Origin of the sequence: Aureibacter tunicatorum (genome assembly GCF_036492635.1) — a bacterium.
Lineage (GTDB): Bacteria > Bacteroidota > Bacteroidia > Cytophagales > Cyclobacteriaceae > Aureibacter > Aureibacter tunicatorum.
Genome location: NZ_AP025305.1, coordinates 922980 through 947379, shown reverse-complemented (window position 1 = coordinate 947379; position 24400 = coordinate 922980). Strand labels below are relative to the sequence as shown.

Annotated in this window: 19 protein-coding genes and 6 tRNA genes; 12 read left to right on the top strand and 13 right to left on the bottom strand. The window is 39.2% G+C overall.

Translation table 11 applies throughout. The annotated features are described in order from the left end of the window. Positions 1 to 26: 26 nt before the first annotated feature. Positions 27 to 599: a 50S ribosomal protein L25/general stress protein Ctc gene (locus AABK36_RS04125; protein WP_309937768.1), complete on the top strand. Its 573-nt coding sequence runs from the start codon at positions 27 to 29 to the stop codon at positions 597 to 599. Positions 600 to 702: 103 nt separating this feature from the next. Next, complete coding sequence (pth, locus tag AABK36_RS04120; protein ID WP_309937767.1) at positions 703 to 1266, top strand: aminoacyl-tRNA hydrolase; 564 nt, start codon at positions 703 to 705, stop codon at positions 1264 to 1266. A 36-nt stretch (positions 1267 to 1302) separates the two neighbouring features. On the opposite strand, the gene AABK36_RS04115 is transcribed toward pth, so the two are convergent. The 7 genes from AABK36_RS04115 to AABK36_RS04085 all read right to left on the bottom strand — a co-directional run bounded on the left by AABK36_RS04115 (position 1303) and on the right by AABK36_RS04085 (position 2622). Continuing rightward, positions 1303 to 1375, bottom strand: a tRNA-Trp gene (locus AABK36_RS04115). Positions 1376 to 1380: 5 nt separating this feature from the next. Next, positions 1381 to 1454 (bottom strand) — tRNA-Thr (locus AABK36_RS04110). 17 nt (positions 1455 to 1471) lie between these two features. Then, a tRNA-Thr gene (locus AABK36_RS04105) sits at positions 1472 to 1545 on the bottom strand. Between the two features lie 18 nt (positions 1546 to 1563). Continuing rightward, positions 1564 to 1637, bottom strand: a tRNA-Thr gene (locus AABK36_RS04100). A gap of 19 nt (positions 1638 to 1656) precedes the next feature. Continuing rightward, positions 1657 to 1730, bottom strand: a tRNA-Thr gene (locus tag AABK36_RS04095). A 10-nt stretch (positions 1731 to 1740) separates the two neighbouring features. Further along, positions 1741 to 1813: transfer RNA gene (locus tag AABK36_RS04090), tRNA-Trp, on the bottom strand. A gap of 125 nt (positions 1814 to 1938) precedes the next feature. Continuing rightward, positions 1939 to 2622, bottom strand: coding sequence for an NUDIX hydrolase (locus AABK36_RS04085; RefSeq protein ID WP_309937766.1), 684 nt, complete (start codon positions 2620 to 2622; stop codon positions 1939 to 1941). Between the two features lie 96 nt (positions 2623 to 2718). Between AABK36_RS04085 and pyrE the strand changes: the two genes are divergently transcribed. Continuing rightward, the gene (pyrE, locus tag AABK36_RS04080) at positions 2719 to 3366 is read left to right on the top strand and encodes an orotate phosphoribosyltransferase (RefSeq protein WP_309937765.1); all 648 of its coding nucleotides are present in this window, start codon (positions 2719 to 2721) and stop codon (positions 3364 to 3366) included. Between the two features lie 69 nt (positions 3367 to 3435). On the opposite strand, the gene AABK36_RS04075 is transcribed toward pyrE, so the two are convergent. The 3 genes from AABK36_RS04075 to AABK36_RS04065 all read right to left on the bottom strand — a co-directional run bounded on the left by AABK36_RS04075 (position 3436) and on the right by AABK36_RS04065 (position 6252). Beyond that, a complete protein-coding gene (locus AABK36_RS04075; protein ID WP_309937764.1) occupies positions 3436 to 4212 on the bottom strand; it encodes a TIGR02757 family protein in 777 nt (258 codons plus the stop codon). A gap of 72 nt (positions 4213 to 4284) precedes the next feature. Continuing rightward, positions 4285 to 5373, bottom strand: coding sequence for a LysM peptidoglycan-binding domain-containing protein (locus AABK36_RS04070; protein ID WP_309937763.1), 1089 nt, complete (start codon positions 5371 to 5373; stop codon positions 4285 to 4287). 69 nt (positions 5374 to 5442) lie between these two features. After that, positions 5443 to 6252 (bottom strand): DUF4905 domain-containing protein, encoded by an 810-nt coding sequence (locus tag AABK36_RS04065; protein WP_309937762.1) that lies wholly within the window; start codon positions 6250 to 6252, stop codon positions 5443 to 5445. Positions 6253 to 6411: 159 nt separating this feature from the next. Between AABK36_RS04065 and AABK36_RS04060 the strand changes: the two genes are divergently transcribed. After that, on the top strand, positions 6412 to 7779 hold the full coding sequence (locus AABK36_RS04060; protein WP_309937761.1) for an NfeD family protein: 1368 nt from the start codon (positions 6412 to 6414) through the stop codon (positions 7777 to 7779). Positions 7780 to 7843: 64 nt separating this feature from the next. Here the strand turns inward: AABK36_RS04060 and AABK36_RS04055 are convergent, their stop codons facing one another. Continuing rightward, on the bottom strand, positions 7844 to 8392 hold the full coding sequence (locus tag AABK36_RS04055) for a hypothetical protein (protein WP_309937760.1): 549 nt from the start codon (positions 8390 to 8392) through the stop codon (positions 7844 to 7846). 192 nt (positions 8393 to 8584) lie between these two features. Here AABK36_RS04055 and tcuA point away from each other — a divergent pair, with 192 nt between their 5' ends. After that, on the top strand, positions 8585 to 10066 hold the full coding sequence (gene tcuA, locus AABK36_RS04050) for an FAD-dependent tricarballylate dehydrogenase TcuA (RefSeq protein ID WP_309937759.1): 1482 nt from the start codon (positions 8585 to 8587) through the stop codon (positions 10064 to 10066). A gap of 75 nt (positions 10067 to 10141) precedes the next feature. Here the strand turns inward: tcuA and AABK36_RS04045 are convergent, their stop codons facing one another. Further along, complete coding sequence (locus AABK36_RS04045) at positions 10142 to 11779, bottom strand: hypothetical protein (protein ID WP_309937757.1); 1638 nt, start codon at positions 11777 to 11779, stop codon at positions 10142 to 10144. A 331-nt stretch (positions 11780 to 12110) separates the two neighbouring features. On the opposite strand from AABK36_RS04045, the gene AABK36_RS04040 reads away from it, so the two are divergent. The 7 genes from AABK36_RS04040 to AABK36_RS04010 all read left to right on the top strand — a co-directional run bounded on the left by AABK36_RS04040 (position 12111) and on the right by AABK36_RS04010 (position 22976). After that, on the top strand, positions 12111 to 12527 hold the full coding sequence (locus tag AABK36_RS04040) for a hypothetical protein (RefSeq protein ID WP_309937756.1): 417 nt from the start codon (positions 12111 to 12113) through the stop codon (positions 12525 to 12527). Positions 12528 to 12610: 83 nt separating this feature from the next. Beyond that, a complete protein-coding gene (locus AABK36_RS04035) occupies positions 12611 to 13798 on the top strand; it encodes a TolC family protein (RefSeq protein WP_309937755.1) in 1188 nt (395 codons plus the stop codon). 57 nt (positions 13799 to 13855) lie between these two features. Next, positions 13856 to 14143 carry a hypothetical protein gene (locus AABK36_RS04030; protein WP_309937754.1) on the top strand — a complete coding sequence of 96 codons (288 nt, stop codon included), beginning with the start codon at positions 13856 to 13858 and terminating at the stop codon, positions 14141 to 14143. An 88-nt stretch (positions 14144 to 14231) separates the two neighbouring features. Beyond that, positions 14232 to 15746, top strand: coding sequence for an efflux RND transporter periplasmic adaptor subunit (locus tag AABK36_RS04025; RefSeq protein ID WP_309937752.1), 1515 nt, complete (start codon positions 14232 to 14234; stop codon positions 15744 to 15746). 12 nt (positions 15747 to 15758) lie between these two features. Next, entirely contained in the window at positions 15759 to 18851 is a 3093-nt protein-coding gene (locus AABK36_RS04020; protein ID WP_309937751.1) for an efflux RND transporter permease subunit, read from the top strand. A gap of 254 nt (positions 18852 to 19105) precedes the next feature. After that, complete coding sequence (locus AABK36_RS04015) at positions 19106 to 19642, top strand: hypothetical protein (RefSeq protein WP_309937750.1); 537 nt, start codon at positions 19106 to 19108, stop codon at positions 19640 to 19642. Positions 19643 to 19655: 13 nt separating this feature from the next. Continuing rightward, entirely contained in the window at positions 19656 to 22976 is a 3321-nt protein-coding gene (locus AABK36_RS04010) for a hypothetical protein (protein ID WP_309937748.1), read from the top strand. 61 nt (positions 22977 to 23037) lie between these two features. Here AABK36_RS04010 and AABK36_RS04005 read toward each other — a convergent pair whose 3' ends face one another. Further along, positions 23038 to 24336: a DJ-1/PfpI family protein gene (locus AABK36_RS04005; RefSeq protein ID WP_309937747.1), complete on the bottom strand. Its 1299-nt coding sequence runs from the start codon at positions 24334 to 24336 to the stop codon at positions 23038 to 23040. Between the last annotated feature and the right edge of the window lie 64 nt (positions 24337 to 24400).

Here is a 24400-nt window from a genome sequence, read left to right as displayed (position 1 = left end):
ATTCAACTTATTTAAATTCATTTATTATGAAAACTTTAGAGATTATAGGGTATAAAAGAGCAAATCTCGGAAAAACTGAAGCTAAAGCTTTGAGAAACGAAGCTAAGGTTCCATGTGTGCTTTATGGTGGTGGCGAGCAAGTTCACTTCTCTGCTGACGCATACTTTTTCAGAGACCTTATCTACACTCCAAATGCTTACTTCGTAACATTGAATATCGAAGGTCAAGAATACAAAGCAATTCTTCAAGATTCTCAATACCATCCAGTAAGCGACAACTTGTTGCACGCTGACTTCTTGCTACTACAAGATGGCAAAGAAACAAAAATGGACATCCCTGTTGAATTAACAGGAAATGCTCCTGGTGTTTCTGTCGGTGGTAAACTTGTTCTTAAGACAAGAAAACTAAGAGTACAAGCTACTCCTGAGAACATGCCTGAATCTATCAAAGTTGACGTTAGTCACCTAGAATTGGGTAAAACGGTTAAGGTTGAGTCTCTTTCTCCTGAGAACTACGAAATCTTGAACAACACATCTACATCAATCGCTTCTATCACTATACCAAGAGCGTTGAGAAGTAAGATGAACGAAGAAGCTTAATACATATTCAACTTCTTACGAAAATCCCGTCATAGATTGGCGGGATTTTTTTTTGAACAATAATTATTAGCTTTAATCATTTTCACAAGAAATACATAACACCATGAAATACCTTGTTGTCGGCCTTGGCAATATAGGCCCCGAATACGACAGAACCAGACACAACATCGGCTTCATGATCGTAGATCAAATGGCTAAAGAAAACAATGTCAGCTTCGATTCCGACAGATTAGCATTTCACTGCGAATACAAACACAAAGGCAGAATCATCCATATGATAAAGCCAACAACCTACATGAACTTAAGCGGAAGATCCGTCAACCACTGGATGAAAACCCTTAAAATCCCTAAGGAAAACATCATAGTACTGGTCGACGATCTAGCAATCCCTTTTGGCAAGTTAAGGCTAAAAGCCAAAGGATCAAGCGCGGGACACAATGGACTGAAAGACATTGAAAGCGTCACAGGCGGACAAAATTACGCTAGATTAAGATTCGGCATAGGCGACGACTATCCTAAAGGAAGGCAAGCTGATTTTGTATTAGGAAAATTCAACAACAACGAAGAAGCCGAACTACCTTTGCTTATCGACAAAAGCATAGAAATCATTCACAATTTCTGCACCATAGGTATAGAAAGAGCCATGAACTTCGGAAACACAAAATAAAAAAGGCTTGCAATCGCAAGCCTTTTTCTTTCGCAGCACGGGCGGTAGGACTCGAACCCACAACCAATGGTTTTGGAGACCACTACTCTACCAATTGAGCTACACCCGTGTGTGAGCCTCCAGTCGGATTCGAACCAACGACCTACTGATTACAAGTCAGTTGCTCTGGCCAGCTGAGCTATGGAGGCGATAAGTTATTTTCTTGAGCCTCCAGTCGGATTCGAACCAACGACCTACTGATTACAAGTCAGTTGCTCTGGCCAGCTGAGCTATGGAGGCGAATAAGTTATTTTCTTGAGCCTCCAGTCGGATTCGAACCAACGACCTACTGATTACAAGTCAGTTGCTCTGGCCAGCTGAGCTATGGAGGCGAATAAGTTATTTTCTTTGAGCCTCCAGTCGGATTCGAACCAACGACCTACTGATTACAAGTCAGTTGCTCTGGCCAGCTGAGCTATGGAGGCGATTAAGAAGCACGGGCGGTAGGACTCGAACCCACAACCAATGGTTTTGGAGACCACTACTCTACCAATTGAGCTACACCCGTGTTTGATTTGTTTTCCCTTTGCTTAAGGGACTGCAAACATAATCGATATTTTCTTATTTTCAAACTAATGAACAAAAAAATGGCAATGCAATTTAACCAGTATGCTGTATTGGCAAGAAAATCAGCTAATTATTGCTTGTATTTTTTTCAATGTATTTTTTCAACAATTCTCTTAATGAAGCGTAAGTATCTTGCATCTTATCTTCCAACTCCGCACTAGACACCCACTTTACCTCTTCTATGTCCTCAATAAGCTGAGGAGCCATCTTTTTATCATTCAAGCAAGACATCTCATACCAATAAGTAGGCTTGAGGCAAGCTTTTCCTTTTCGGTCAAAATAAGTATGCCAAGTCGTATCAAAATACCCCTCGCTTTCCACTTCCACACTGCATTCCTCTTCGACTTCTCTAAGAGCTCCCTCTTCCTTGCCTTCTCCTTTTTCGATTTTTCCCTTGGGCAAATCCCACTTTCCGAGTCTTTTGATCATCAATAGCTCCTTATTGCTGTTTTCGACCAAACCTCCAGCTGCTTCCACTATAGCAAGGCCTGCTACAATTCTATTAAACTGAATCTCATCAACAATAACATGAAGCTTACTAAGCTCGGACAGGTCCTTATTCATTAAAACCTTGATGAATTGATCCTCATTCTCAAAAGACACATGTTCGATCAAAACAACTCCTGCCAAACTTGTCAAATCTTGATCAGTCTGAAAATTTTTCAAAATACTGTCAAAATCCTGATGGATGATCTTGTTCCCAACAAGAAACTCCACAGCCAATTCATTGAAATATATGGTTCTATTCATAATGTCATCATTGTTACATTGATAATATTGCCCAAAAATGGGAAAATAGTTCCTTTTCAAATAAGCCTTGACGTATTTTTATTTTAACTTTGTCGCATGGACGCAAATAATAATCAGGAAATCGCTAAAAATGTAGCTAAAATGTTATTGGACATTGAAGCTATCAAGCTTAGACCACAAGAGCCGTTCACATGGAGCTCAGGGTGGAACTCGCCTATCTATTGCGACAACAGAATGTCGCTTTCTTACCCGGAAATCAGAACATATATCAAAAAAGCCTTAGCGGAAGCTATAAAAACGAACTTCCCTGATGCGGAATGCATCGCTGGCGTTGCTACTGCTGGAATTCCTCAAGGAGCTTTGGTGGCGGAAGAACTTGGCTTGCCATTCAACTATGTGAGATCAAAGCCAAAAGGTCATGGCATGGGCAATATGATAGAAGGCTTGCTGAAGCCAGGCCAAAAAGTAGTGCTTATTGAAGATTTGATTTCTACTGGAGGAAGCTCTTTAAAAGCCGCTGACGCCCTTAAAGAAGCTGGAGCAGAAGTATTAGGACTAGCGGCCATATTTACTTATGGATTCGCACTAGCGGACGAAAACTTCGAAAACGCTAAAGTTCCTTTTGTATGCCTTTCCGATTATGAAGAAATGCTGAAAGTGGCTAAGGACATGGATTATATCAAAGAATCTGATGTGGAAGCACTGCAAGAGTGGAGAAAAGATCCAGCAACTTGGAATAAATAAACCTGTTCACTGGAATAACAGAGAGAATATGGATGAATCCAGCGGTTTGCTTAATCGCTGGATTTTTTTTTATAGTTCCCCTTCGACTCCCAACCCAAACAAAGCGAAATCATACTTTACGGGATCATTTGGATCAAATTTCTTCAAATTCTCCGTCAACTCAACAGCCGTTATCCAATCTGTCTGCTTTCTACTAATCAAGCCCAACTTTCTCGCCACGCGATCCACATGCACATCGCATGGACACACCAACTTGGAAGTCTCTATTCTTTTCCAGATACCAAAATCCACACCTTGCTCATCATCTCTGACCATCCACCTCAAAAACATGTTGATTCGCTTGCAAGCCGACTTTCTCGCTGGAGTAGCTATATGCTTGCGAGTTCTGGAAGGGAAATGGTCCAAACCGCAAAAATAGTCATGAAAGCCTATTAGGTTTTTCTCCATGTTCGAATCAGAAGCATTTTCATTTAACAAAAATGCATCCTCAAGCGTATCATGCTGTTCATAGAAATGTTTAAGGAAAGAAATGAAGTACAAAGTATCCACATCGTTGAATGTGCGATGCTTGAAATTCAAGAATGGTCTTAAATCCTCTTCGCTATGATGCTTTATAAATTCATAAGGACTATGATCCATCATTTCAAATAATTGATGGCATTTCTTGATGATCGTTTTACGCTGTCCCCAAGCCAATATTGAAGCCCAAAAACCTGTAATTTCAATATCCTGACGACAAGAATTATAGCGATGCGGTATGCTGATCGGGTCATTCTCTATAAAGTCATGTCTATTATACAAGGCGAACTTTTCCTCCAAAAGCTCCTCCACAAATCCAGTGTCCATATCTTACTATCTATGCGATAACAAAAAAAGTGAACACTAAGGTTCACTTCATTTGATCAACTACGTAATATCTTACTCTTCGATGTCTGATTCAATATAAGTCAACTCAACCGGGAAGGAGTAATCCTTTCCTCCCAATCTCTCGTAAGCCTTCTTTGATATTCTAATCAGAGTCTTCTCATTAATTCCTGTATCCGGCAATCTTCCTATTATTCTAACAAATACAGTATGCTTTGTCATATCATTCTTAACCTGAATGATTGTGCCCACAGGCGCTGACCTATGCAAGCCCAAATATTTGTTAGTATCATCAGAGCCGTCCATTATTTCAGCAACACCCACCTCTGTCACTTTCCCGCTCGCATCCACCGTTCTTCCAACACTTATTGGAATAGAAAGCCTATTCTCAGGGTTTGTATTCACTGCGGATTTATAATCTCTAGGCTGAACAGCAGTAGCTTGAACGGCTTTTGGAGATTCCTCTGTGGCTCCTGATTTATCATTCCCAACAATTAGTCGGTCTCCAACGCTAAGCGTATTCGTTGACAAGTTGTTCCAGTTTTTCAATTCATCAACAGTTATACCATAAGCCCTTGACAAGCTGAACATAGTCTCTCCAGCTTTTACCAAATGGTAAACTTTCGAATCTGATGACGTGCTAAGCACTGCAGCTTTTTTCACTGTCTTAGAGGCATGCAACACAGGCACATTCAGCTTCTGTCCGACCTTGATATTCGGATTATCCTCCAAGCCATTAGCTTGAACTAATTTTGCAACCGGAACACTATACTTTCTTGAAATGCTAAACAAGGTTTCTCCTGCTTTCACTTCATGAGTCAAAGCATTCCCAGATATTTCCAAAGACGCGGTTACAGTTTTTGCTTCGCTTTTAGTAGAGCTTTTGGCAATAGCAAAAGGAATATTCAATACCTCACCCACTACCAACCCGTCACTAGTCGAAGGATTGGCTTTCTTGATTTCCTCTATGCTCACATTGTATTTTCTAGAAATACTGTAAAGCCCTTCGCCGGAAACCACCTTATGCAAAATATAGCGTTTGTCTTCTTTTTGCGATACTCCAACCGAGTCCTTTGGCATAATCACCGCACTAGCCCCTTGGGCGAACATCATTAGAATAAAAGCAACAAATATTCTTTTCATAGACAATTCATTTCGATTCTGTGGCCAATATTTATAAAATAAGCCGAAAAATATATTTTTTGGGCTAAATTATTCAAAAATGCATAATTCGCCTCTATCTCTTACGAAAATTAACTTATTCTGATACACAAAAAAAGGATCAAAAGCGATTCCCTTGCTATTTGCATTGATTAATGTGTTCAACAATACATTTCCATCCTTATCCAAGACCAGCAAAATGTTGTCCAATCCATTGCCTTTAATTGTATAAAAAGAAAGTATGAGCCAAGTATCTGTTTCCAAATAGTCAACAGCTTTCTCAGGCTTTAAGCCCATCTTTTGCTCGATAAATTTGCGGAAAGTCTCAAAATGGTCATTCTCCTCCGTATAATGCAAAGGATATTGCGCCAAGCTTTCATCCATTTTCTCCGCGCCTTTTTTAGCTGCGCCGATCAATGCTTCCTTGTACGCTTGATCATCCAAATACTCAGCCTCTCCGGTCATTATATCCAAAACATGTGGAAAATGCTCCCCTTCTCTTTCAAAGTAGCCAATTAATGAATCTTCTGAGACTCTTTCAATGCCAAAATTCTCGGCTTCCCATAGTATGGCCTCTTTATTAATATCATATGCAAATACTTTCTCAACGATAGGATTATCCGCATCTTTGTACTTGTGCATAATCATCAAGTTTCCCATCAGGGCATTTATGCCCAAATTCCAAGAATCCTCAAACAACAAGCCTTCGAACAAAACCTTGTCATTCAGTAGATCTATGCAACTGAAAGTCATTTCCATATTCGCTTGATCTCTCTCCTCAAGAACCATTAGCCCTTGATCGGGGTCCATGACTGAGTTCCAAATCAATCCCGGAGACTCATATTGTAGTTTCGATTTCAAATAAACAAATGTTTTGATTGAATTTGCCAAGCTTATACATGTTCGCTTAAGACAATGAATGGATTTTTTTATTAAAATTGACAGAAATAATTAAATTACAAAAGCATTTGAAAGACTTTTGAATCTATGAAGCAATTTTTTATTTCAAATATCAAAAAAATGAAAATTAGCCCGCATTTTCTTAAAGCATTATTGCTTTTATTGACCTTAACCACAAGCTTGGCTGCAACAGCAAGCACTGACAGTATTGAAAAAGTATTCACCTTCAAGATTGACGGTCCCATCGACCCTCGAATGAACAGAAGAGTCGACCTAGCGCTGGAACACGCAAGAAAAGACAGCGCTCAACTGATCATCATTGAGATGGATACTTATGGAGGAGCCGTAAACGATGCTGATGACATTCGAACCAAAATATTGGAAAGCGAAATTCCTATTTACGTTTTCATAAACAAAGATGCAGCATCTGCAGGAGCCTTGATTTCAATAGCTTGCGATAGCATATACATGTCTCCCGGAGCTAGTATTGGCGCGGCTACAGTTGTAACGCAAGATGGCAAAGCGGCTCCCGACAAATATCAATCATACATGAGAAGCATCATGAGATCCACAGCCGAGGCCAAAGGCAGGAATCCACAAATAGCGGAAGCCATGGTTGATGAAAGCATACAAATAGACAGCGTGACCACAGAAGGAAAAGTTCTGACATTCTCTACTTCAGAGGCGATTAAACACGGATTTTGCACCGCGGAAGTGAACAATATCGAAGAAATCCTAAAAAGAAATCACATTGACAATCCTGAAGTCGATAACTTCAAAGTCACCACTGCCGAGAAAATTATCGCTTTCTTTCTCAACCCTGCTGTAAGCGGAATTCTGATCATGATCATTCTCGGAGGCATATATTTTGAGCTACAAAGCCCTGGGATTGGATTTCCAATCTTGGCAGCAGGCATTGCCGCTGTTTTGTATTTTGTTCCCTACTATCTCAATGGCCTTGCGGAAAACTGGGAAATCGCCTGTTTTATCGTAGGGGTCATACTCATAGGATTGGAAGTCTTTGTCATACCCGGTTTTGGAATAGCGGGCATATCAGGAATCGCACTAGTCGTCATAGGCCTTGTCTTAACCATGCTAAACAATGACTTTTTCGATTTCACTTTTACCTCCGGTGAGGAAATCAACAAAAGCATTCTAGTCGTTGGAATATCGCTAACAGGCTCATTTATCTTCATGCTCCTTGCAGGCAAGAGCTTGCTATCTTCCAAATACTTCAAACGAATCAGCCTTGAAAATGAACAGAAAAGCGATAAAGGCTATTCAGTGAAAAAAGAAGTAAATGACATGATTGGAAAAACGGGTACCGCCTACTCCAAACTTCGACCAAGTGGCACGATAGAAATTGAGGGAGAGATTTACGATGCCTACACCAGAGGAGAATTTATAGATAAAGGCGAGCAAATCACTATCATCAGTCAAGTAGCAAATTCATTTTTGGTAAAAAAAGCTATTGATAATTCATTGTAAAATTCAAAAAGCAAAAAAAATCCGCATAACCGCGGATTTTTAATTTCTTTAACTTGACTAACCTCTAGAAAAAAGCTGAATCTTCACAAATAGAAACTGTAAATGTCCCATTAAAGCCATTATCTTCATCAGCATAAGCATCAATCTTACCTGATACTTCTGTATCAGTAACAGATGTTATTTCAATTCCTCCGCAAATACTTCCAACAGCATTTACAGAATTAACCACAGAAGCATCATTAAAAGTCAATCCATTTTCCAAACTCAATTCATACAAGCCTACTTCCAATGGCACTGTGAAAATAATAGATTTTGTAGGGTAAGATAAGAATGGATCGCAAAGAACATGCTCAGACTCTTCACCGTACAAAACAAATCTATGTTTATCCTTATCAAACGAATCCTTTTTTGCAATACCTTTCACAAAGGTAAAGGATTCACCCATAAACTCACCTGTAGCTACTTCTGAGGAAAAATCGACATCACATGATTGTGTCAATTCCTTTAATTGATCCTCAACATTGTCTTTTTCATCCGACCCACAAGAAGTAAACATTAGTGCAGATAGCGAAGCAATACATGCAACTTTCGCCCAAAGTAATTTTTTAAACATTTCAGTATCTAATTATTAATAAAAATTAATTTAACATTATTAAATAAGATAAACACTACATTATAATGTAATTTATAATGAAAATAAGTAAATATACCACAAAGTACTGCTCTATGAGAAAATATTATTTAAAACTCATATTTTGACTCAAGATTAACATTTACCCCAAATTTTAGTAATTCTATAAAAAAGATGAATAAGATAATCGTTGTCGGAACTGGAAATGCCGCACTATGCGCGGCTATTGAAGCAATTGATCATGACGCTGAAGTTGTAATCATTGAAAAAGCTCCAGAAAAAGAAAAAGGCGGAAATACTAGGTTAACTTCTGCGGCCTTAAGGATTATTTTTGATCATAAAGATGAAGTAAGAGAAATACTTGATAATCGGTACTCTGATGAAGATTGGGCTCGAATTTTCATAGAACCTTATTCCCATGAGAACTTTATAGAAGACATACAAAGCTTAGGAAAAGGAAGACCTGATAATGAGCTTGTTTCTTGGTTTACTTCCCAGAGTTACGACATTATCTCTTGGCTTAAGTCCAAAGGAGTCAAATTCGAGCTTGCTGAATACTTAAGTACTTATGACAATACCAAGGAACGTCATTATTCCGGAGGTGTGGCTATTCAAGCGATGAATGGTGGTGAAGGAATGGTGGAAAGCCAACTAAGTTATTTGCAAAGCAAGGGAGCCAAAGTCATTTACTCAACTGCCGCTACAGGCTTAAGCGTGAGTCAAAACAATGAAGTGATCGGTGTGAAAGTTAGAAACTCATCAGGCGACACTGAAGTAATTCAAGGAGCAGTGGTATTAGGGTGCGGAGGGTTTGAAGCTAATAATGCCATGCGCGCTCAATATTTGGGACAAGAATGGGATCAAGTTCGACAACGTTGCGTCAAATACAATACTGGCGAAATGCTTGAAGCGGCCCTTTCTATTGGCGCAAAACCATATGGACACTTCACTGGAGCACACATCACACCTATTGATCCTGACTCTCCTTGGGAAGGAGGCTTGAATACGCGTGAAAAAACAAACCGATTAGCTTTCTCTTGGGGAGTAACAGTCAATAACGAAGGTAAAAGGTTCATCGATGAAGGAAGGTATTGGAACAATCAGATTTATGTTGAAGTTGGAAAAGCCATCCTCAAACAGCCCGATCAAATAGCCTATCAAATTTTCGATAGCCAAGGCATAAAATTTCTAGAACCCTACTATTCATTTCAAAAACAGTTCTACAAATCAGATAGCCTTGAGGAATTATCAAAAGAAACTAAATTGCCCTTGAAGGAATTTCTGTCAACCATAAACCAGTTTAATCAATCTTGCGATCACAACCAGAATACATACAACCCGACAATACTTGACGGACAAAGCACCAAAGACATCTTTCCTCCTAAATCAAATTGGGCTCTGCCAATAACTCAGCCACCATTTTATGCCTATCCAGTAGTTCCGGGCATTACCTTTACATTCGGAGGATTATTTTCAAATACCAAATGCGAAATATTAGACTATTCCGGATACCCAATCAAGGGCCTTTATGGTTGCGGAGAGATTACAGGTGGATACTTTTATTATGCCTATCCAACTGGCTCAGGCCTAATCAAAGGAGCCGTCACGGGAAAGGAAGCAGGTTATCAAGCTGCTCAATACGTAAAAAAGTTTTAAAAAACATAAAAGACCAATGAAAAATATTTTCTCATTGGTCTTTCTGCTCAGTCAGTATATTTTACATGGACTGTATTATTCATTAGAGGTAAGTCTATAAAAACATTGGGTTCCTCTCCACTCACCATACAATATCAATTCTCCTCTTTGACTCTCAAACTCCATTACAGGCTTAAATACCACACCAGTTTCATCTTTATCTTCAAATAATAAATTCTTACTTATATTTCCCTTGTCATCTACCGTGACTTTGCTTACCACCATTTTCCTAGGGTCCCTTATATCCTTTGGCATTTTGGTGTTCGCTTCTAATGTGTTTCTTGGATTATCATTAAAAAAGAAATACAATTTATTATTCTTATTCATCATTGCAAAAGAAGAATAAATATAGCTTCTATCTAATTTTTGAGACTTGGGAATTAATTGAGACCAATTAAAACTTCCATCTTCATTAAAATTAACAGCTATTATATCAAGGAATTTATAGTATGTTGGATCTGATGCTCCAGGTTTCATATATTCAGTTATATAAAACTGCTCCGCAATAATACTTACACCACCATTTTCATGTATTACAAGTCTGTCAAGGGCGTAATTATACATTTCTAACTCATCCCCTTCTTCGACTTTTGATCTCAAAAATCTCACTCTTTCTTCAGTTTCACCTTTTACCATCATTTCTGTATCGAACGCATGGAAAGTTTTGTATAACAATTCTCCTGATTTTTTATCAAATTTAACGCTAAACGCTCCGTTGATGGGTCTATAGTAAGGGGCCGCAACTCCAATTAAATTTTTATTTCTTTTAACTTGTGATTTTTCAGTCTTTAAATCATAGATGCCTGCACAAACGACACCTTCAGAAGTAACTTTCAATTTTATATCTTGAATAAGGATATTTTCAGAAGTTTCAAATTCATATTTTTTAACTTCTCCATTTTCCATATACCTATTAACTATATATTTTCCTCTTATAGCAAATAGTTGATATACATCTCCATTATTATCAAGTTTTTGATCGAAAACTAAAATTGTTTTTTGTGAATCTTCTACAAAAAAATCTCTCTCCCCTATTTTATTTAGATTTCTATCATATATAAAAGTTCTAATCTTTTTGTTATTATCTAAAAATTGCGTGATCATCAACTTGCTTTTATCAGGCGAGTAAATATCCATCATTCTCGCCAATATTTTTATTTGAGGCGCGGTATTATGCATCGTGAAAGTCACATATTTATCCGATTCCTGATCGTCTTGAGATTTCTTTTTTTTCTTTTTCCCCTTAAATGAAGATAATGACAAAGAGCTCAATACTTTTTCTTCAATCAACTTTAATGAGAATTTATCAAACCTTAATAACTTGGCTTCAATTGTCTGCTTCTTCATATCCGTAACAGATGCAATGACAAAAACATTATTCCCCTCAATGTGATATGCTGTAAATGACATCTGATTTAAGAATGATCCTTTATTGAACAACTCAACCTTTTCCTCAATCAAATCTTTGCTGGCTTTTGCTAAGAAATATTTTGCTACCCCTTCCTGTTTAATATAATAAACACCTGTTTTATCTTCTCCAATTACATGGCGTAATTGTTCTTTGCTATCAAATGTTCTTCCTTGATGCACTTTTACATCTAACTTTTCTTGTGCATTAAGCAACATACTAATACCACTCAGAACACAAAGCAGCAAATAACTAAAGTATTTCATCTAAATATTTATTTTTTATACATCTGTAAAAGTACACTAAACACCATCATGCTAAAAAAAACAAAGAAAAAAACAATTCAAAAAAACCAAAAAAGATAAAAAAACACACAAACATGACAATATCAACACAAGGCAATTTCTTGTGAATACTAAACACCCTAAGGGTAAAATTAACTGAATCGCACAGAAAGCATTATTGATTTGTCATCATAAACTCAATATTCTAAGTCTAACATTTTTCATTTTTTATTTCACTTAATATATCTTTTTAGCTATAATTGTTCGTTGAGAGTTTAAGGCTAATACATTTGGCTAGAAAATAAATTTATAAGTGAAGATAGGAGAAAACATAAAAGCATTTTTGGCATACAGCATACTATTCATGCTGATATCGCATCATGCTATTCCTCATCTGCACCATATTGAAAGCTCAAACCCTTGTCCTGTACATCTTAATGCGGACCACGATGGCCACCACTCTATAGACAATGGCGGGGTACTGGCTAAATTAATTTTCTCTCAACATCATGTATGCCATAGCCACGATATTCCTCTTCAAAAGGTAAGTGACAAGCAAGATGTTGTAAAGAAAGTTCAAGCCGTAAAAGGGCATATCTCGAATCCTGTCTTATATGAAGCCTATATTTCTGAAAGCGATGATTCTGACCCTGAATACAGGCCAACAGACTTATATTCATTTTTCTATCTTACCCACTCCCCACTCCGGGGCCCTCCTTCTTTAAGTTGATTCTAACATTTTAAAGCTGAATTCGGAATAATCTGTTTCTTCCGAAACGCTCGGCTATTCATCAACTTAAAATAACTTTAATCATGCATAAATCAGCGATGATCTTATTATGCGCGATTTTGCTTCATGTTGATCTTCTTGCCCAAACCCATTCGATGACAGATATTTTACAATCCATTGAACGGAATAACTATGCACTTAAGGCGCTAAGAACATCCATAGAACAGCAAAATCTGGAAAATCAAGCAAGCAACAACTTGCCTGACCCCGAATTAGATTTTTACTATCTGCCGATAAAACCTGAAGAAGCACCTTACAACTATTCAGAACTTGAATTTCGTCAATCCTTTGAATTTCCCACAGTGTATGCTATGCGGAAAAAATGGATCGACAAGGAAGCTATGGTATTAGAATCCCAATACGCAAAAAAGAAGCAAGAAGTCCTTCTTCCCGCTCAACAATTATTGGTGGAAATCTCTAGCTTAAACAAAAAGAAATTTATCGAAGCCAAAAGGTTGGAGCAATCCCAAACCATTCTGTCCCACTTGACAACACAATTTGAAAAGGGAGCCATTGGGGTTTTAGAGCTCAACAAGGCTAAAATCGCTTGGATGCAGGATCAATTCGCTATTGATCAAATCGATCTGAAGATACGAAAAGCCTCAATGGAGTTAACCAAAATGAATTCCGGTCTAGCCATTGCCGCCGATCAATTCATGCTGGAAGATGACTTTGAAATGGATTCTTACGACCAAATATGGAAAGAAAAGCAATCCTTGGATCCTGAATTAACGATATTGCAACAGGAAGAAGCTGCTTCATTGCAAAACCTCAAAGTAGCAAGACACAAACTCTTGCCCAACCTTACCTTAGGATACAACAGCCAAGGCGTTCGCGATGATGTGTACTCTGGAGTTTTCGCTGGTATTTCAATCCCTTTGTGGAGTACTAGAAACAAAGTGAAAATCGCCAAAAGCAACGTAAACCTGCAAGCTCTTAACGCCAAAGCGGAATTAATGAAAGCGGAAATCAAGCTCAAAGAGCAATTTGAGACATACGCTCTTCTGAAAAAGAAACATGCCGAATACGAAAAAACCCTCGGCAGCCTGAATTCCGAACAGTTGCTCTACCAAGCCTTCGAACAAGGAGAATACTCCTTTGCGGAATACTTCGTAGAACTGCAATTTTACCGAGAAGCCATCAACCAAAAGCTCGACTTGGAACAAGAGCTCAATGAACTGAAAGCATCTATTTTAATATATAAACTCTGATCAATAAGGTGAGAGACCTCAAATGATCAACATTCACTACTTTAATCAAAAATCGATATGAAAAAGACGCAAATATTCATAATAGGAGCTGCTTTGTGCGCACTCACATTCGCATGCTCAGATAATAAATCCAAAACAAATGAAAATGATCATGGACATGATCATACAGAAGAAGCTCACGCTCCTCATGGAAATGAAAGCGGAGACCATGGTCATGATCATGGTAGCCATGAACATGGAGAACATACTGCTCAAGAATCCTTCTCCGTGACGGACTCCACTGCTCATGACAATGATCACGAAAAAAGTCATGGCCATGAAAACCATGAAGGACATAATCATTAATTCATCAGCTATTTAATCCATAATGAACAAGTCTCATCAGTGAAACAGCTGGAAGGGAGATTGATTTGAAATTTATAACTTAAAATAGATGCGTTATTTAATCATATTATTCACAAGCATAGCACTATTCTCTTGCAAAGACAATAGTGCGCAACAAGACGGGCATGCGCATAATGCCGACGGGAGCCACCCTACCGGAGGAGTCCCAAGCGAAGTATTTACTATCAACACCAATAATACCGAGCTCTTTGTCGAATTTCCTGCGCTGGTAAAAGGAAAAACCAGCAGATTCGCTGCTCATGTCACCAGTATAAAAGGCCATAAGCCTGCAAACTCAGGAAGCGTAACGGCAATGTTAATTATCGGAAACGAGGGTATCAAACATACTGTTGACGCTCCTTCTTCTAAAGGCATATTCTCGCCTAAGCTCCAACCAACAAAGGATGGAAAAGCGCAATTGATATTTGAAATCAACACACCAGATATTAAAGATAAAATCACCATCAACGATATCACCATTTACCCTACGATAGAAGCGGCTCAAAACGGCGTTCAAACTATGGCTGAGCCTGCCGATGCCATTCCTTTCTTAAAAGAGCAAGCGTGGCGTGTGGATTTTCAAACTGAAAAAATTGCCGAAGGAGAAATATTCGATGTCATTTCAGGCGCTGGGCAATGGAAAGAAAATCCAACCGAAACTCAATTAATATTAGCCAATGCCAATGGTTCTGTAAGGTATATTTCAAATGATATTGTGGAAGGAAAGCCCGTTAAAAAAGGTGATCTTATCATGCTGATTACCGGCAATGGCCTTTCGTTGAACAATATTCAAACGGAAATCAACAAAGCAAAATCGGACTATGACAAAGCTAAATCGAATTACAATCGTAAAAAAAGCTTAGCTGACAGCAAAATCATTCCGCAAGCTGAAATAGAAGCCGCTAAGAATGAATATGAAATAGCAAAATCCAACTATCAAGCCCTAAGTGCCAACGCTTCGCAAAAAGGCAAGAAAATCAAAGCGCCTTTTGACGGTTTTATTTCCGATATTAAGGTCGGGCAAGGCGATTATGTAAATGAAGGAGACATCTTATTTGCTGTCGATCAACACCTAAGCCATATGCTTGAAATTCCAGTAAGCCCTTCATATGCGAATCAACTAAGACAAATACATAATATTCACTACAAAACCGGCAATGACACTTGGTCGAATCTTCTCCAATCAGAAGGGACTATTATTTCGACTGGGAAAAAAATATCGTCTGAAAACCCTATGCTTCCTGTTTCAGCCATCGTGAATGAACATATCGACATGCCCTTAGGCAGTTATACAGAAACCGCCATTTCCATAGGCGAGCCGCAAAACGTTCCATTAGTGCCTGCTTCGGCTCTTTTGGAAGATTATGGAAAATTCTCTGTCATTCTTCAAATATCCGGAGAAGTCTACACCCAACGCAATGTAAAGCTCGGTCGTAGAAATGGAGCTTACGCGGAAGTATTAGAAGGTTTGAAAGCTGGTGATGTGGTCGTAACCGAAGGTGCCTTTCAAGTGAAAATGGCATCCATGTCAGGCCAAACTCCGGCACATGGTCACGCTCATTAAAACGATATCATTATGCTGGACAAAATATTATCAATATCGTTGCAAAACCGATTAATGGTTTTGCTGACAGTGGTCGCACTGTGCACAACGGGGCTATTCATAGCTCGAAATATGAATGTGGACATTTTTCCCGACTTGACAGCGCCAACAGTAACTATACTTACAGAAGCGCACGGCATGGAAGCTGAAGAAGTGGAAAAACTCGTCACTTACCAGTTAGAAACTGCGATGAACGGATCTCCAAATGTACGTAGAATTCGCTCTTCCTCAGCTGCTGGAATTTCCATCGTTTGGATAGAATTCGAATGGGGTACCGACATTTACAAAGCTAGGCAAATCACTAACGAACGTATTCCTATGGTCATGGAAAAACTTCCAGAAGGAATAGGAACACCTATTTTAGCGCCAATTTCATCGATTATGGGAGAAATAATGCTTCTCGGCGTAACCTCTGAGATACATTCTCCAATGGAATTGCGAACGCTTTCCGATTGGGTGATCAGCCCTCATATCAAAGCTTTGGGAGGAATAGCCAATGTAATTACCATAGGCGGAGATTACAAACAGTATCAAGTGCATGCTGATCCAAACAAACTTCGACAATTCGATGTGACCTTGGAGGAATTAATGGACAAAGTCAAAGAAGCGAACGCCAATGCTCCCGGTGGATTTATCAATCAATATGGCAATCAATACATTGTAAAAGGAAATGGAAGAGCATATGTTGTTGAGGATTTGCAAGAAGCTGTTGTCAAACATTCAAATGGCCAAACGGTTCGCGTCAAAGATCTTGCGGATGTGAGAATTGGTGCTTCCGATAAAATTGGGGAAGGCTCAATGGACGCCTCACCTGCTGTGATACTTACGATTTCCAAACAGCCTGAAGTAAACACCTTGGAGTTAACTGAAAAACTGGACGACGCTGTGGAAGACTTGAAAAATATATTGCCTGAAGGCGTAAAAATTCAAAATCAGATTTTTCGGCAATCTGACTTCATTGACGCTTCAATTTCCAACCTAAAAAGCACATTGCTTGAAGGGGCGTTTTTCGTTGTTATCGTATTATTCATCTTCTTATTGAACTGGAGGACAACGATCATTTCCCTTTTAGCGATCCCCGTTTCACTACTGGTTTCCATTATTGTTCTGAAACTATTGGGCTATACGATCAATACCATGAGCTTAGGAGGAATGGCCATTGCTATTGGAGCTTTAGTTGATGACGCCATTATCGATGTGGAGAATGTTTACAAACGATTAAGAGAAAACATCAGACGTCCAAAAGCGGATAGAAAACCTATCCTTGAAGTTGTGAAAGAAGCATCTATCGAGATTAGAAGCTCCATTATCATTGCGACGCTCATCATCATTGTTGCTTTTATACCTCTATTTTTCCTTAGCGGAATGGAAGGCCGTTTGCTTCAGCCGCTTGGAATCGCTTTCATTACTTCTGTGCTAACTTCATTATTAGTCGCTGTCACTGTCACTCCGGTATTATGCTCATACTTGCTGAGCAGCGAAAAACAACTTCTAAAACAAGCTGAAGGCACTAAAGTAGAAAAATGGCTTCAATCCATTTACAGCAAAATTTTAGATTGGGCCATGAGAATTCCAAGACTTATCATTAGCCTTACAGTAATTGCGTTCATTTTAAGCTTAGGTGTGTTCTCAAAGCTAGGAAGAAGTTTTTTACCTGAATTCAATGAAGGTTCTCTGGTCATTAGTGTTGTTGGCCCTCCTGCCATGAATCTTGAAGAAGGAAACAAAGCAGGTGTTTTAGTCGAAGAACTGCTTTTGGAAATGCCGGAAATAGATGTGGTAACACGTCGACAAGGCCGCTCAGAATTAGACGAGCATGCTCAAGGAGTAAATGCGGCAGAAATCGATGTGCCCTTCACTTTAAGTGATGGAAAAACCAAAGAAGAGTTCTTAGAAGATGTCAGAGAAAAGCTCAGCGTCGTACCGGGTGTGAACATAACTTTAGGTCAACCAATCGCTCACCGCATTGACCACATGCTTTCGGGCACAAGAGCCAATATTGCAATCAAAGTGTTCGGCCCTGACCTACAAGAATTGTTCAAGGTGGGGAAAAACATCGAACAAGCGATAAAACAGCTTCCGGGCTTAGCCGATGTAGCCGTAGATCAACAGATCGAAGTGCCACAACTTCGCATCACACCCAAACGTCAAATTTTGGCCGCTCATGGCATGACTGTTGGCAACTTAATGGAACAAATAGATATAGCTTTGGCTGGTGAAAAAGTCGGAGACATATACGAAGGACAGCAGTATTTCGACCTAATCGTGCGTTATAAAACATCCGCCCGCGATAAAATAGAAACGATCAAAGATGCTCTCATTATCTTGCCTTCGGGAAAATTCACTTCGTTGAATCAACTAGCCGATGTTAGTTCAGTAAGCAGCGCCAGCACGATCAGCAGAGAGCAAGTGCAACGAAAAATTGTAGTCCAAGCCAATGTGCAAGGCACTGACCTACGCTCTGCGGTCAACTCGATCCAAAGTACGATTGATTCGGAAATCAGCATGCCTAAAGGCTATCGCGTAGAGTATGGAGGCCAATTCGAAAGCGAGGAAAAAGCTTCCACTTTATTATTGATCTCGGCGCTTGGGGCTGTAATCATTATTTTCCTATTGCTTTATATGGAATTCAAAAACTTTAAGCTGGCAACTGTGGTATTAATCAACTTGCCTTTAGCATTGATAGGAGGAATTCTGATTGTGTATTTCACTTCCGGAATTGTAAGCATTGCTACTACGATTGGATATATTAGCCTTTTTGGTATAGCAACACGTAATGGCATCTTGCTGGTTTCTCGTTACGAAGACCTGAAAAAAGAAGGCATGGATCAATGGGAATTGATCAAAGTGGGAGCATTGGATCGGTTAAACCCGATTCTAATGACAGCATTCACAACAGGACTAGCTTTAATTCCATTAGCTTTAAACGGCGAAGAATCCGGCAACGAGATTCAAAGCCCTATGGCTGTCGTAATACTCGGAGGATTGCTTACCGCGACAATTTTGAACTTGGTGGTAATACCTTGCGTTTACCAGCTGGCCATGAATCGCAAAAAACAAAATTGATATTAATATTAAAAACTGCAGCGCCAGCATGCTTGTTAGCGTTGCAGCTTTTTCCTTCATTCATAAACTTTAATCTAAATTAACCCAAAAACCCATATTTAAGAGTTTTATATTTATAATATAAACGAATCATTATTTTTAAATTCTTTAGATAAGAAAAAGCAAAGGCTTTATTATCAAACCTACGTAAATACGCTCGTCAAACTAACTCAAAATAATGAAGTTAGATCCACGACGGGAAGTAGGATCTGTGCATGAAGACATTCAAAGAAAAAAGATTGGGAAAAAGCAATTATAAAGGCGCTGGAAATCAAACCAAAGCCGAAGCTACTCCCATTCAAGCAATGTTTGGCAACAAAAAGAAGAAAAAACAAACCAAAGAAGAAGCCAACGCGCTCAAAGACGAATGGGCTCAATTGAATACGTTAGGCGCTCAAACTGACTTTGCAGACCAAAGGTTAAATTTGGTTGATTATCACCCCGACAGATTTGGCAAAACTCTCCGTCAAATTAGAAGCGATGATAGAGAAATCGAGCTAACAACAGGCATCAAAAAATATGCTGATCAATGGGTTGGCGTAGATGTAAAAAGAAAGCAAAAAGTTGACGATGAAGGCAAAGTAGTAGGGCTGACAGATGAAGAAAGTGATAAGTTTGTCTATAAACAAAAACCAAGACCCACCGGCAGAAAATCCGCAGCGGAAAAGGACGCTGAAAGGAAAAAGAAAGAAGAGGAAAGAATTAGCCGAACAACGAAGAAAAAGAGAACAAGAAAGGAAGCCTGTTCATGAAGAATCTGAGCGAATGAAGGAACTCAGAAAAAAATATCAGAAAAATAAACAAAACGATATTAATCACCCACCAGATGACACTTCCATAGATAATTCACCTGAGCGAACCCCTCCAATTGAAGAGTATGAACCTGATCCGGTATTTGTTAGAGAAGAAACCGACCCGATAGAAGTTACAACTTATGACAATCCGGATCCTGAATTCAACGGCCAAAACTTCCCGACAGCTCCTCAATATGTGCCTCCCTTGGATACAAGCACGACTATTCCTCCTCGTGAAGTATATCATATTCCAGAAGATGTTAGATACGAAAACCCTCTTCCCTCTGTGAGAGAAGAATTGACCATTCCTCCCGAGGAAGTAACACATCCCCATCCAAACTTACTCGAACCTGAAGTTCCTTACCAACCTCAGCAGGACTATGTTGACACAGGAATTCCTTATGAGCCGAATACCCAACAATATTTTCCTCCCGAACCCGAAGGATATTATGCTGATCAGCCTTATTACGAGGATCAAACACATTATGACCAACAGCAATTTCCTCCAGAGGCTTATGATGAATTTGGGACTTACTACCCTGATCAACAAGATCAACAATATTATTACGCTGATCAGCCTCCACAAGAATATTGGCATCAGCCTGCCGAAGAACAAATTGTTCCGCCAGGAGCTTATGGCCCATTTCCTCCTCAGCCTGAAGTTTATACTGGCCCAATGCCGCCTGTAGTCCTGGAGCCTGTTGCTCCTTCCGCGCCTCCGATGAAGAGCAAAGGGCAGATAAGCAGAGATAATAATCACAGCAACAGAGGCTACAATCCTTGGAAAAGAGGAGATATGAGTTTGGAAAATCCCAGATATGTTAATTATCTGCACAGATTAATAGAAAAGTATGGACATTGCCTTGAGACAGAGCATGTGAAAGTGCTAAGGCAAAATGCGATAACAGGAGGACTTCAAGCTGGATTTACATATGAAGACACATTTTGGAGGTACCTTGAAGATGTTCAACAACACATGAAACAACCGTCAGTTGCTGATGACGAAGACCTAATGCACCTTGCATTATATGCTGCTCATGCAGAATACACTTTCAACGATGAAGTAATAGCCCAGCTTGGACTCTCGCTAGTTAACCCTCTATGGAACCTTAATGAGATTACTCCAAAAAATCCGAAATATGTCGACTATGTAAGACATTTAGTTAGAAGAAAAAACTTTGAAGCCGCCGTAGCGATCATCAACCAAACACAAAGAAAACTATTTGTCTGTGAAATGGATACCGAAGCTACTCCTGATATGGACGAAGGCTACCGAGCAGCTTATCAAAAAGTAAGGGATTTCATAAAACAAGCTACTGATGTTAATCCAGTTGGGTATACTGAGGAAGAGTTTTACCATTTGGTCGCTTATGCAAGTTATCTGGAAGCTCTTCAAGAAGAAATGCAACCTGACGATCCTACATATCTATGCATGCCGGGAGTGGTCACGACTTATGGCAACCTATTTCTTACTCCTAATCCAGAACCAATACCCGAAGACAACATTGAGCAGATGGAGACTGTGACCGTTACGCCAGCAATTCCACCAGAATCACCTGCGCTTCCATCAGTATCCATCGCTGATGAGAGCAACGAGATAACATTCAATGATGCCGATATAGCCGCTCAAATTGCCGCATTTGAAAAACTAGAGCTAGACAAACAGACAGAAAAAGACGCGGAATTGGCCAAAAAACTTCAAGAGCAAAGCGAAAAACTTAGCACTCTGGATATTCCTGAGACGAGTTCTGGCTTGGAGGGCTGGGAATCGTACACCAAACCAGCTTCAATCACTCAAGCTACATTTATTAAAGAGTTTAATAAACTCAAAAAAGAATATCGAAGCACGCCAACGTTTCAAAAAGGAAATGAATCAATGTCTCCAGACGCTCTGGAAAGGTTATTAAATAAAGCCACTTACAATGAATTAGTCAGAAAAGTGACTACAGGGCTCATTACAGAACCGGAATCCAGTCGTCACAGGCACGCTGAACCTAAGTCTCAGATTCAAGATTCAAGCTTGTATTGGCATGGACACCTTAAACCATATGAACTAACTCCCGAGGAGTTTACTTCAAATGTGGAAAAGTGGAAAACAAAGCTCAAAGAGGATTCTACAGAACCACTGACTGAAGATGAATTAGATAGAGCAGCTTATGAAAATGTTGTTGCAGATGTTACATGTGGTATAATTACAGGTACAAACAGTGAAGAACAAAGAACTACTGATGCCAAAAGTGTCAATGAATTAATCAGATTAAAGGAACAGCAAGACATTGATTTAGCAATCAAAAGGTCTCTAGACGATCAAATAGGACCAAGTGTTATTACCAGCTCCCCAAAGTTAGTCTGCAAACCAAAACAAAAAAGGTTGGAAGTCAATCCCGATGCATTGCACCGAATCGCTTTAGGCAATAGTCAATTTTTAACTCATGACCCTACCTCTGCTCAATACAGAAGTAAATATGATCTTGTAGCAAAATGCAAACAAGAAGACTACAGTCGAATAAGAGATCTTGTAACTAATGATCAATCAAAAGATAGCGATGAAAACATAGTTGGCCAATGGGTTTATTTAGCCAGCACATACCTATCAAATCAAGCGAGGGACCTTCTTGCTAAGGGCAAATCCTATGATCAGGTTGTTGATATTTTACAAGAGAAATTAAAACAAAGGTTGGAACGAGACAGAAGTTTTAGTCAAGTTGTATCCACTGAAGGAGTAGGTCTTATTTTACATGGCATCAGCTTGAATAGCTTCAATGAATTTTGCGTATCCAGAGGGCTGTCATGTGAAATGACTGAAGAGGAAAAAGTGCTTCCAGTGCATGTATCTACTGAAAAGCGAAAAGTTCCTGAAGTAAGCATTGACGAACTTCTAGAAGTTGATCATGAAACTCCAAGCATTAACACATTTGATGATCCTGCTTTGCAACTACCCAATTTATCATTGGGTGAAGTCAAATTACCTGCGAGTAAAAGTCCTGAAGAACAATTCTTCCGTCCTGAAGTCAAAAAATCAGAAGCTGCTGAACCTCTAATCAGCTTTGCCTCGAAACCGGATGCGGAACTTAAAATGAAGGATTTTCCAGAAGTTCCCCCAATGGCTTCAAAGGTCACGAAAGATGATATTGACTCAAGACAAGAAAGCTTAAGAGAGATTTATGAAGACGATATAGATACAAGGCAAGAGAGTTTAGAACAAACGCAAAAAGATGAAACTCCAGTTGAAAAAGAAAGGTCTAAGCACAAAGAAAAAAAGAAGAAAAAGAAACAAAAAGCTCTAGCCTAAATCAATAAAATCAAGCAATAGAGCTTCTGTGCTTTATGAACCGATGCTATTCTCATATAAATTAGCTCTTTCCAATAGCCAGTCCTTTTTTGATAAATGGCCTGTAAATTCTTTTGAGGAAAAAAGAGGCAAAATGAGTAACACTCAAAATTGATTTTGACGCATTACGAGGATTGGTTCCATAAAGCGGGTTGGGAGAAAACTCCAAAACCTCATGCTCAATATACTGAGCCCATTCTTTACCAGCTAGCACCTCCACCGCTTTCAACCCAACCTCATAAGAGCCTACAGCAGGTCCGGCTGACATGAATTTTCCATCGCATTCTACTTCTTTGCCTGCGATCTTGGCTCCTATCATAGGCAAGTCAGACACTTGATGATAATTAGTCGCCGCATTTCGTCCTCGAAGCAGTCCCGTAGCCCCAATGATAAATGTTCCTGCGCAGACGCTGATAACCGAAGCCGCTTTTTTTTCCTGCTTTAGGATAAACTTAATCACCCGTTCATTCGAAACATAACGAGGATGCGTAGCTCCTACAATCAAAACGTCTAATTGAGGGCATTCATCAAAGGTAGTGTCTGAAATAACCTGAGCTCCAAAGTTGATAATTGAATTTGAGGTCCCTTTTTCGTTGCTTAAGTAATAAAACTTTGCATTTGGCAATGATCCTAGCACATCGACAGCACCCATAATATCAGGCAAATATAAGCCAGGAGTTGTTAACACACCCACATTTAAAGCTTTCAAATCCAAAGGTTTGTCAAGTATGATTTCTTTTTTCAACGGGAACTGAATATGCGCATCATATTCAAGCGTGAATTCAGTGAACTTTGTCAACCAAGTGCTTCTAAACTGATCAAAAACAAAAAAAGCCGCTTCAATAGCTCCTGTGGAAGGTCCAGAAGTGATAAATTTTCCGTCTCTGACAAATCGCCTTTCATCCACAAGCCTCAAGTCGCTTGTCTTCAAGTCCTCTAAAGTTCGTCTATCAGCCGTCACCTGTTGTTGGCTTAATACCCCGGCTTGATAAAGCAATTTCACTCCATTGGAAATGCCAATCACATACTGAGCTTGATGAGATTGCTTGACAATGAACGACAACAAGCTCTCATTGAAAAAAGCGCTATCATCCATTTCTCCAACTACCAACACGTCTAGCTTGGGACAGTCTTCAAATGAAGTATCGGAAACCATTCCCATTCCAGACTTTCCATATATTTTCGAATGCGAATCTTCAGATAAATAAAAAACTTTATTCCTTGGGTGAAATCTAAAAACAGCGTCCAATTCAATCACATCGGCAGGCCTAAAACCGGGAGTTAAAATAAACCCTATATTTATTTTCTTTAAAATACTCATTTTGTGTTATTTAGTGACAACACAAATGTCGAAGTTATAATGATAAGCCTGTTAGGCTATATAA

Coding starts and splice junctions, on each gene's coding strand:
- AABK36_RS04085 (WP_309937766.1), bottom strand. CDS start 2,622: ATGAATAGAACCATATATTTCAATGAATTGGCTGTGGAGTTTCTTGTT.
- AABK36_RS04125 (WP_309937768.1), top strand. CDS start 27: ATGAAAACTTTAGAGATTATAGGGTATAAAAGAGCAAATCTCGGAAAA.
- AABK36_RS04020 (WP_309937751.1), top strand. CDS start 15,759: ATGCTGGACAAAATATTATCAATATCGTTGCAAAACCGATTAATGGTT.
- AABK36_RS04030 (WP_309937754.1), top strand. CDS start 13,856: ATGAAAAAGACGCAAATATTCATAATAGGAGCTGCTTTGTGCGCACTC.
- AABK36_RS04035 (WP_309937755.1), top strand. CDS start 12,611: ATGCATAAATCAGCGATGATCTTATTATGCGCGATTTTGCTTCATGTT.
- tcuA (WP_309937759.1), top strand. CDS start 8,585: ATGAATAAGATAATCGTTGTCGGAACTGGAAATGCCGCACTATGCGCG.
- AABK36_RS04070 (WP_309937763.1), bottom strand. CDS start 5,373: ATGAAAAGAATATTTGTTGCTTTTATTCTAATGATGTTCGCCCAAGGG.
- AABK36_RS04015 (WP_309937750.1), top strand. CDS start 19,106: ATGAAGACATTCAAAGAAAAAAGATTGGGAAAAAGCAATTATAAAGGC.
- AABK36_RS04045 (WP_309937757.1), bottom strand. CDS start 11,779: ATGAAATACTTTAGTTATTTGCTGCTTTGTGTTCTGAGTGGTATTAGT.
- AABK36_RS04005 (WP_309937747.1), bottom strand. CDS start 24,336: ATGAGTATTTTAAAGAAAATAAATATAGGGTTTATTTTAACTCCCGGT.
- pth (WP_309937767.1), top strand. CDS start 703: ATGAAATACCTTGTTGTCGGCCTTGGCAATATAGGCCCCGAATACGAC.
- AABK36_RS04055 (WP_309937760.1), bottom strand. CDS start 8,392: ATGTTTAAAAAATTACTTTGGGCGAAAGTTGCATGTATTGCTTCGCTA.
- pyrE (WP_309937765.1), top strand. CDS start 2,719: ATGGACGCAAATAATAATCAGGAAATCGCTAAAAATGTAGCTAAAATG.
- AABK36_RS04060 (WP_309937761.1), top strand. CDS start 6,412: ATGAAAATTAGCCCGCATTTTCTTAAAGCATTATTGCTTTTATTGACC.
- AABK36_RS04075 (WP_309937764.1), bottom strand. CDS start 4,212: ATGGACACTGGATTTGTGGAGGAGCTTTTGGAGGAAAAGTTCGCCTTG.
- AABK36_RS04025 (WP_309937752.1), top strand. CDS start 14,232: ATGCGTTATTTAATCATATTATTCACAAGCATAGCACTATTCTCTTGC.
- AABK36_RS04010 (WP_309937748.1), top strand. CDS start 19,656: ATGAAGGAACTCAGAAAAAAATATCAGAAAAATAAACAAAACGATATT.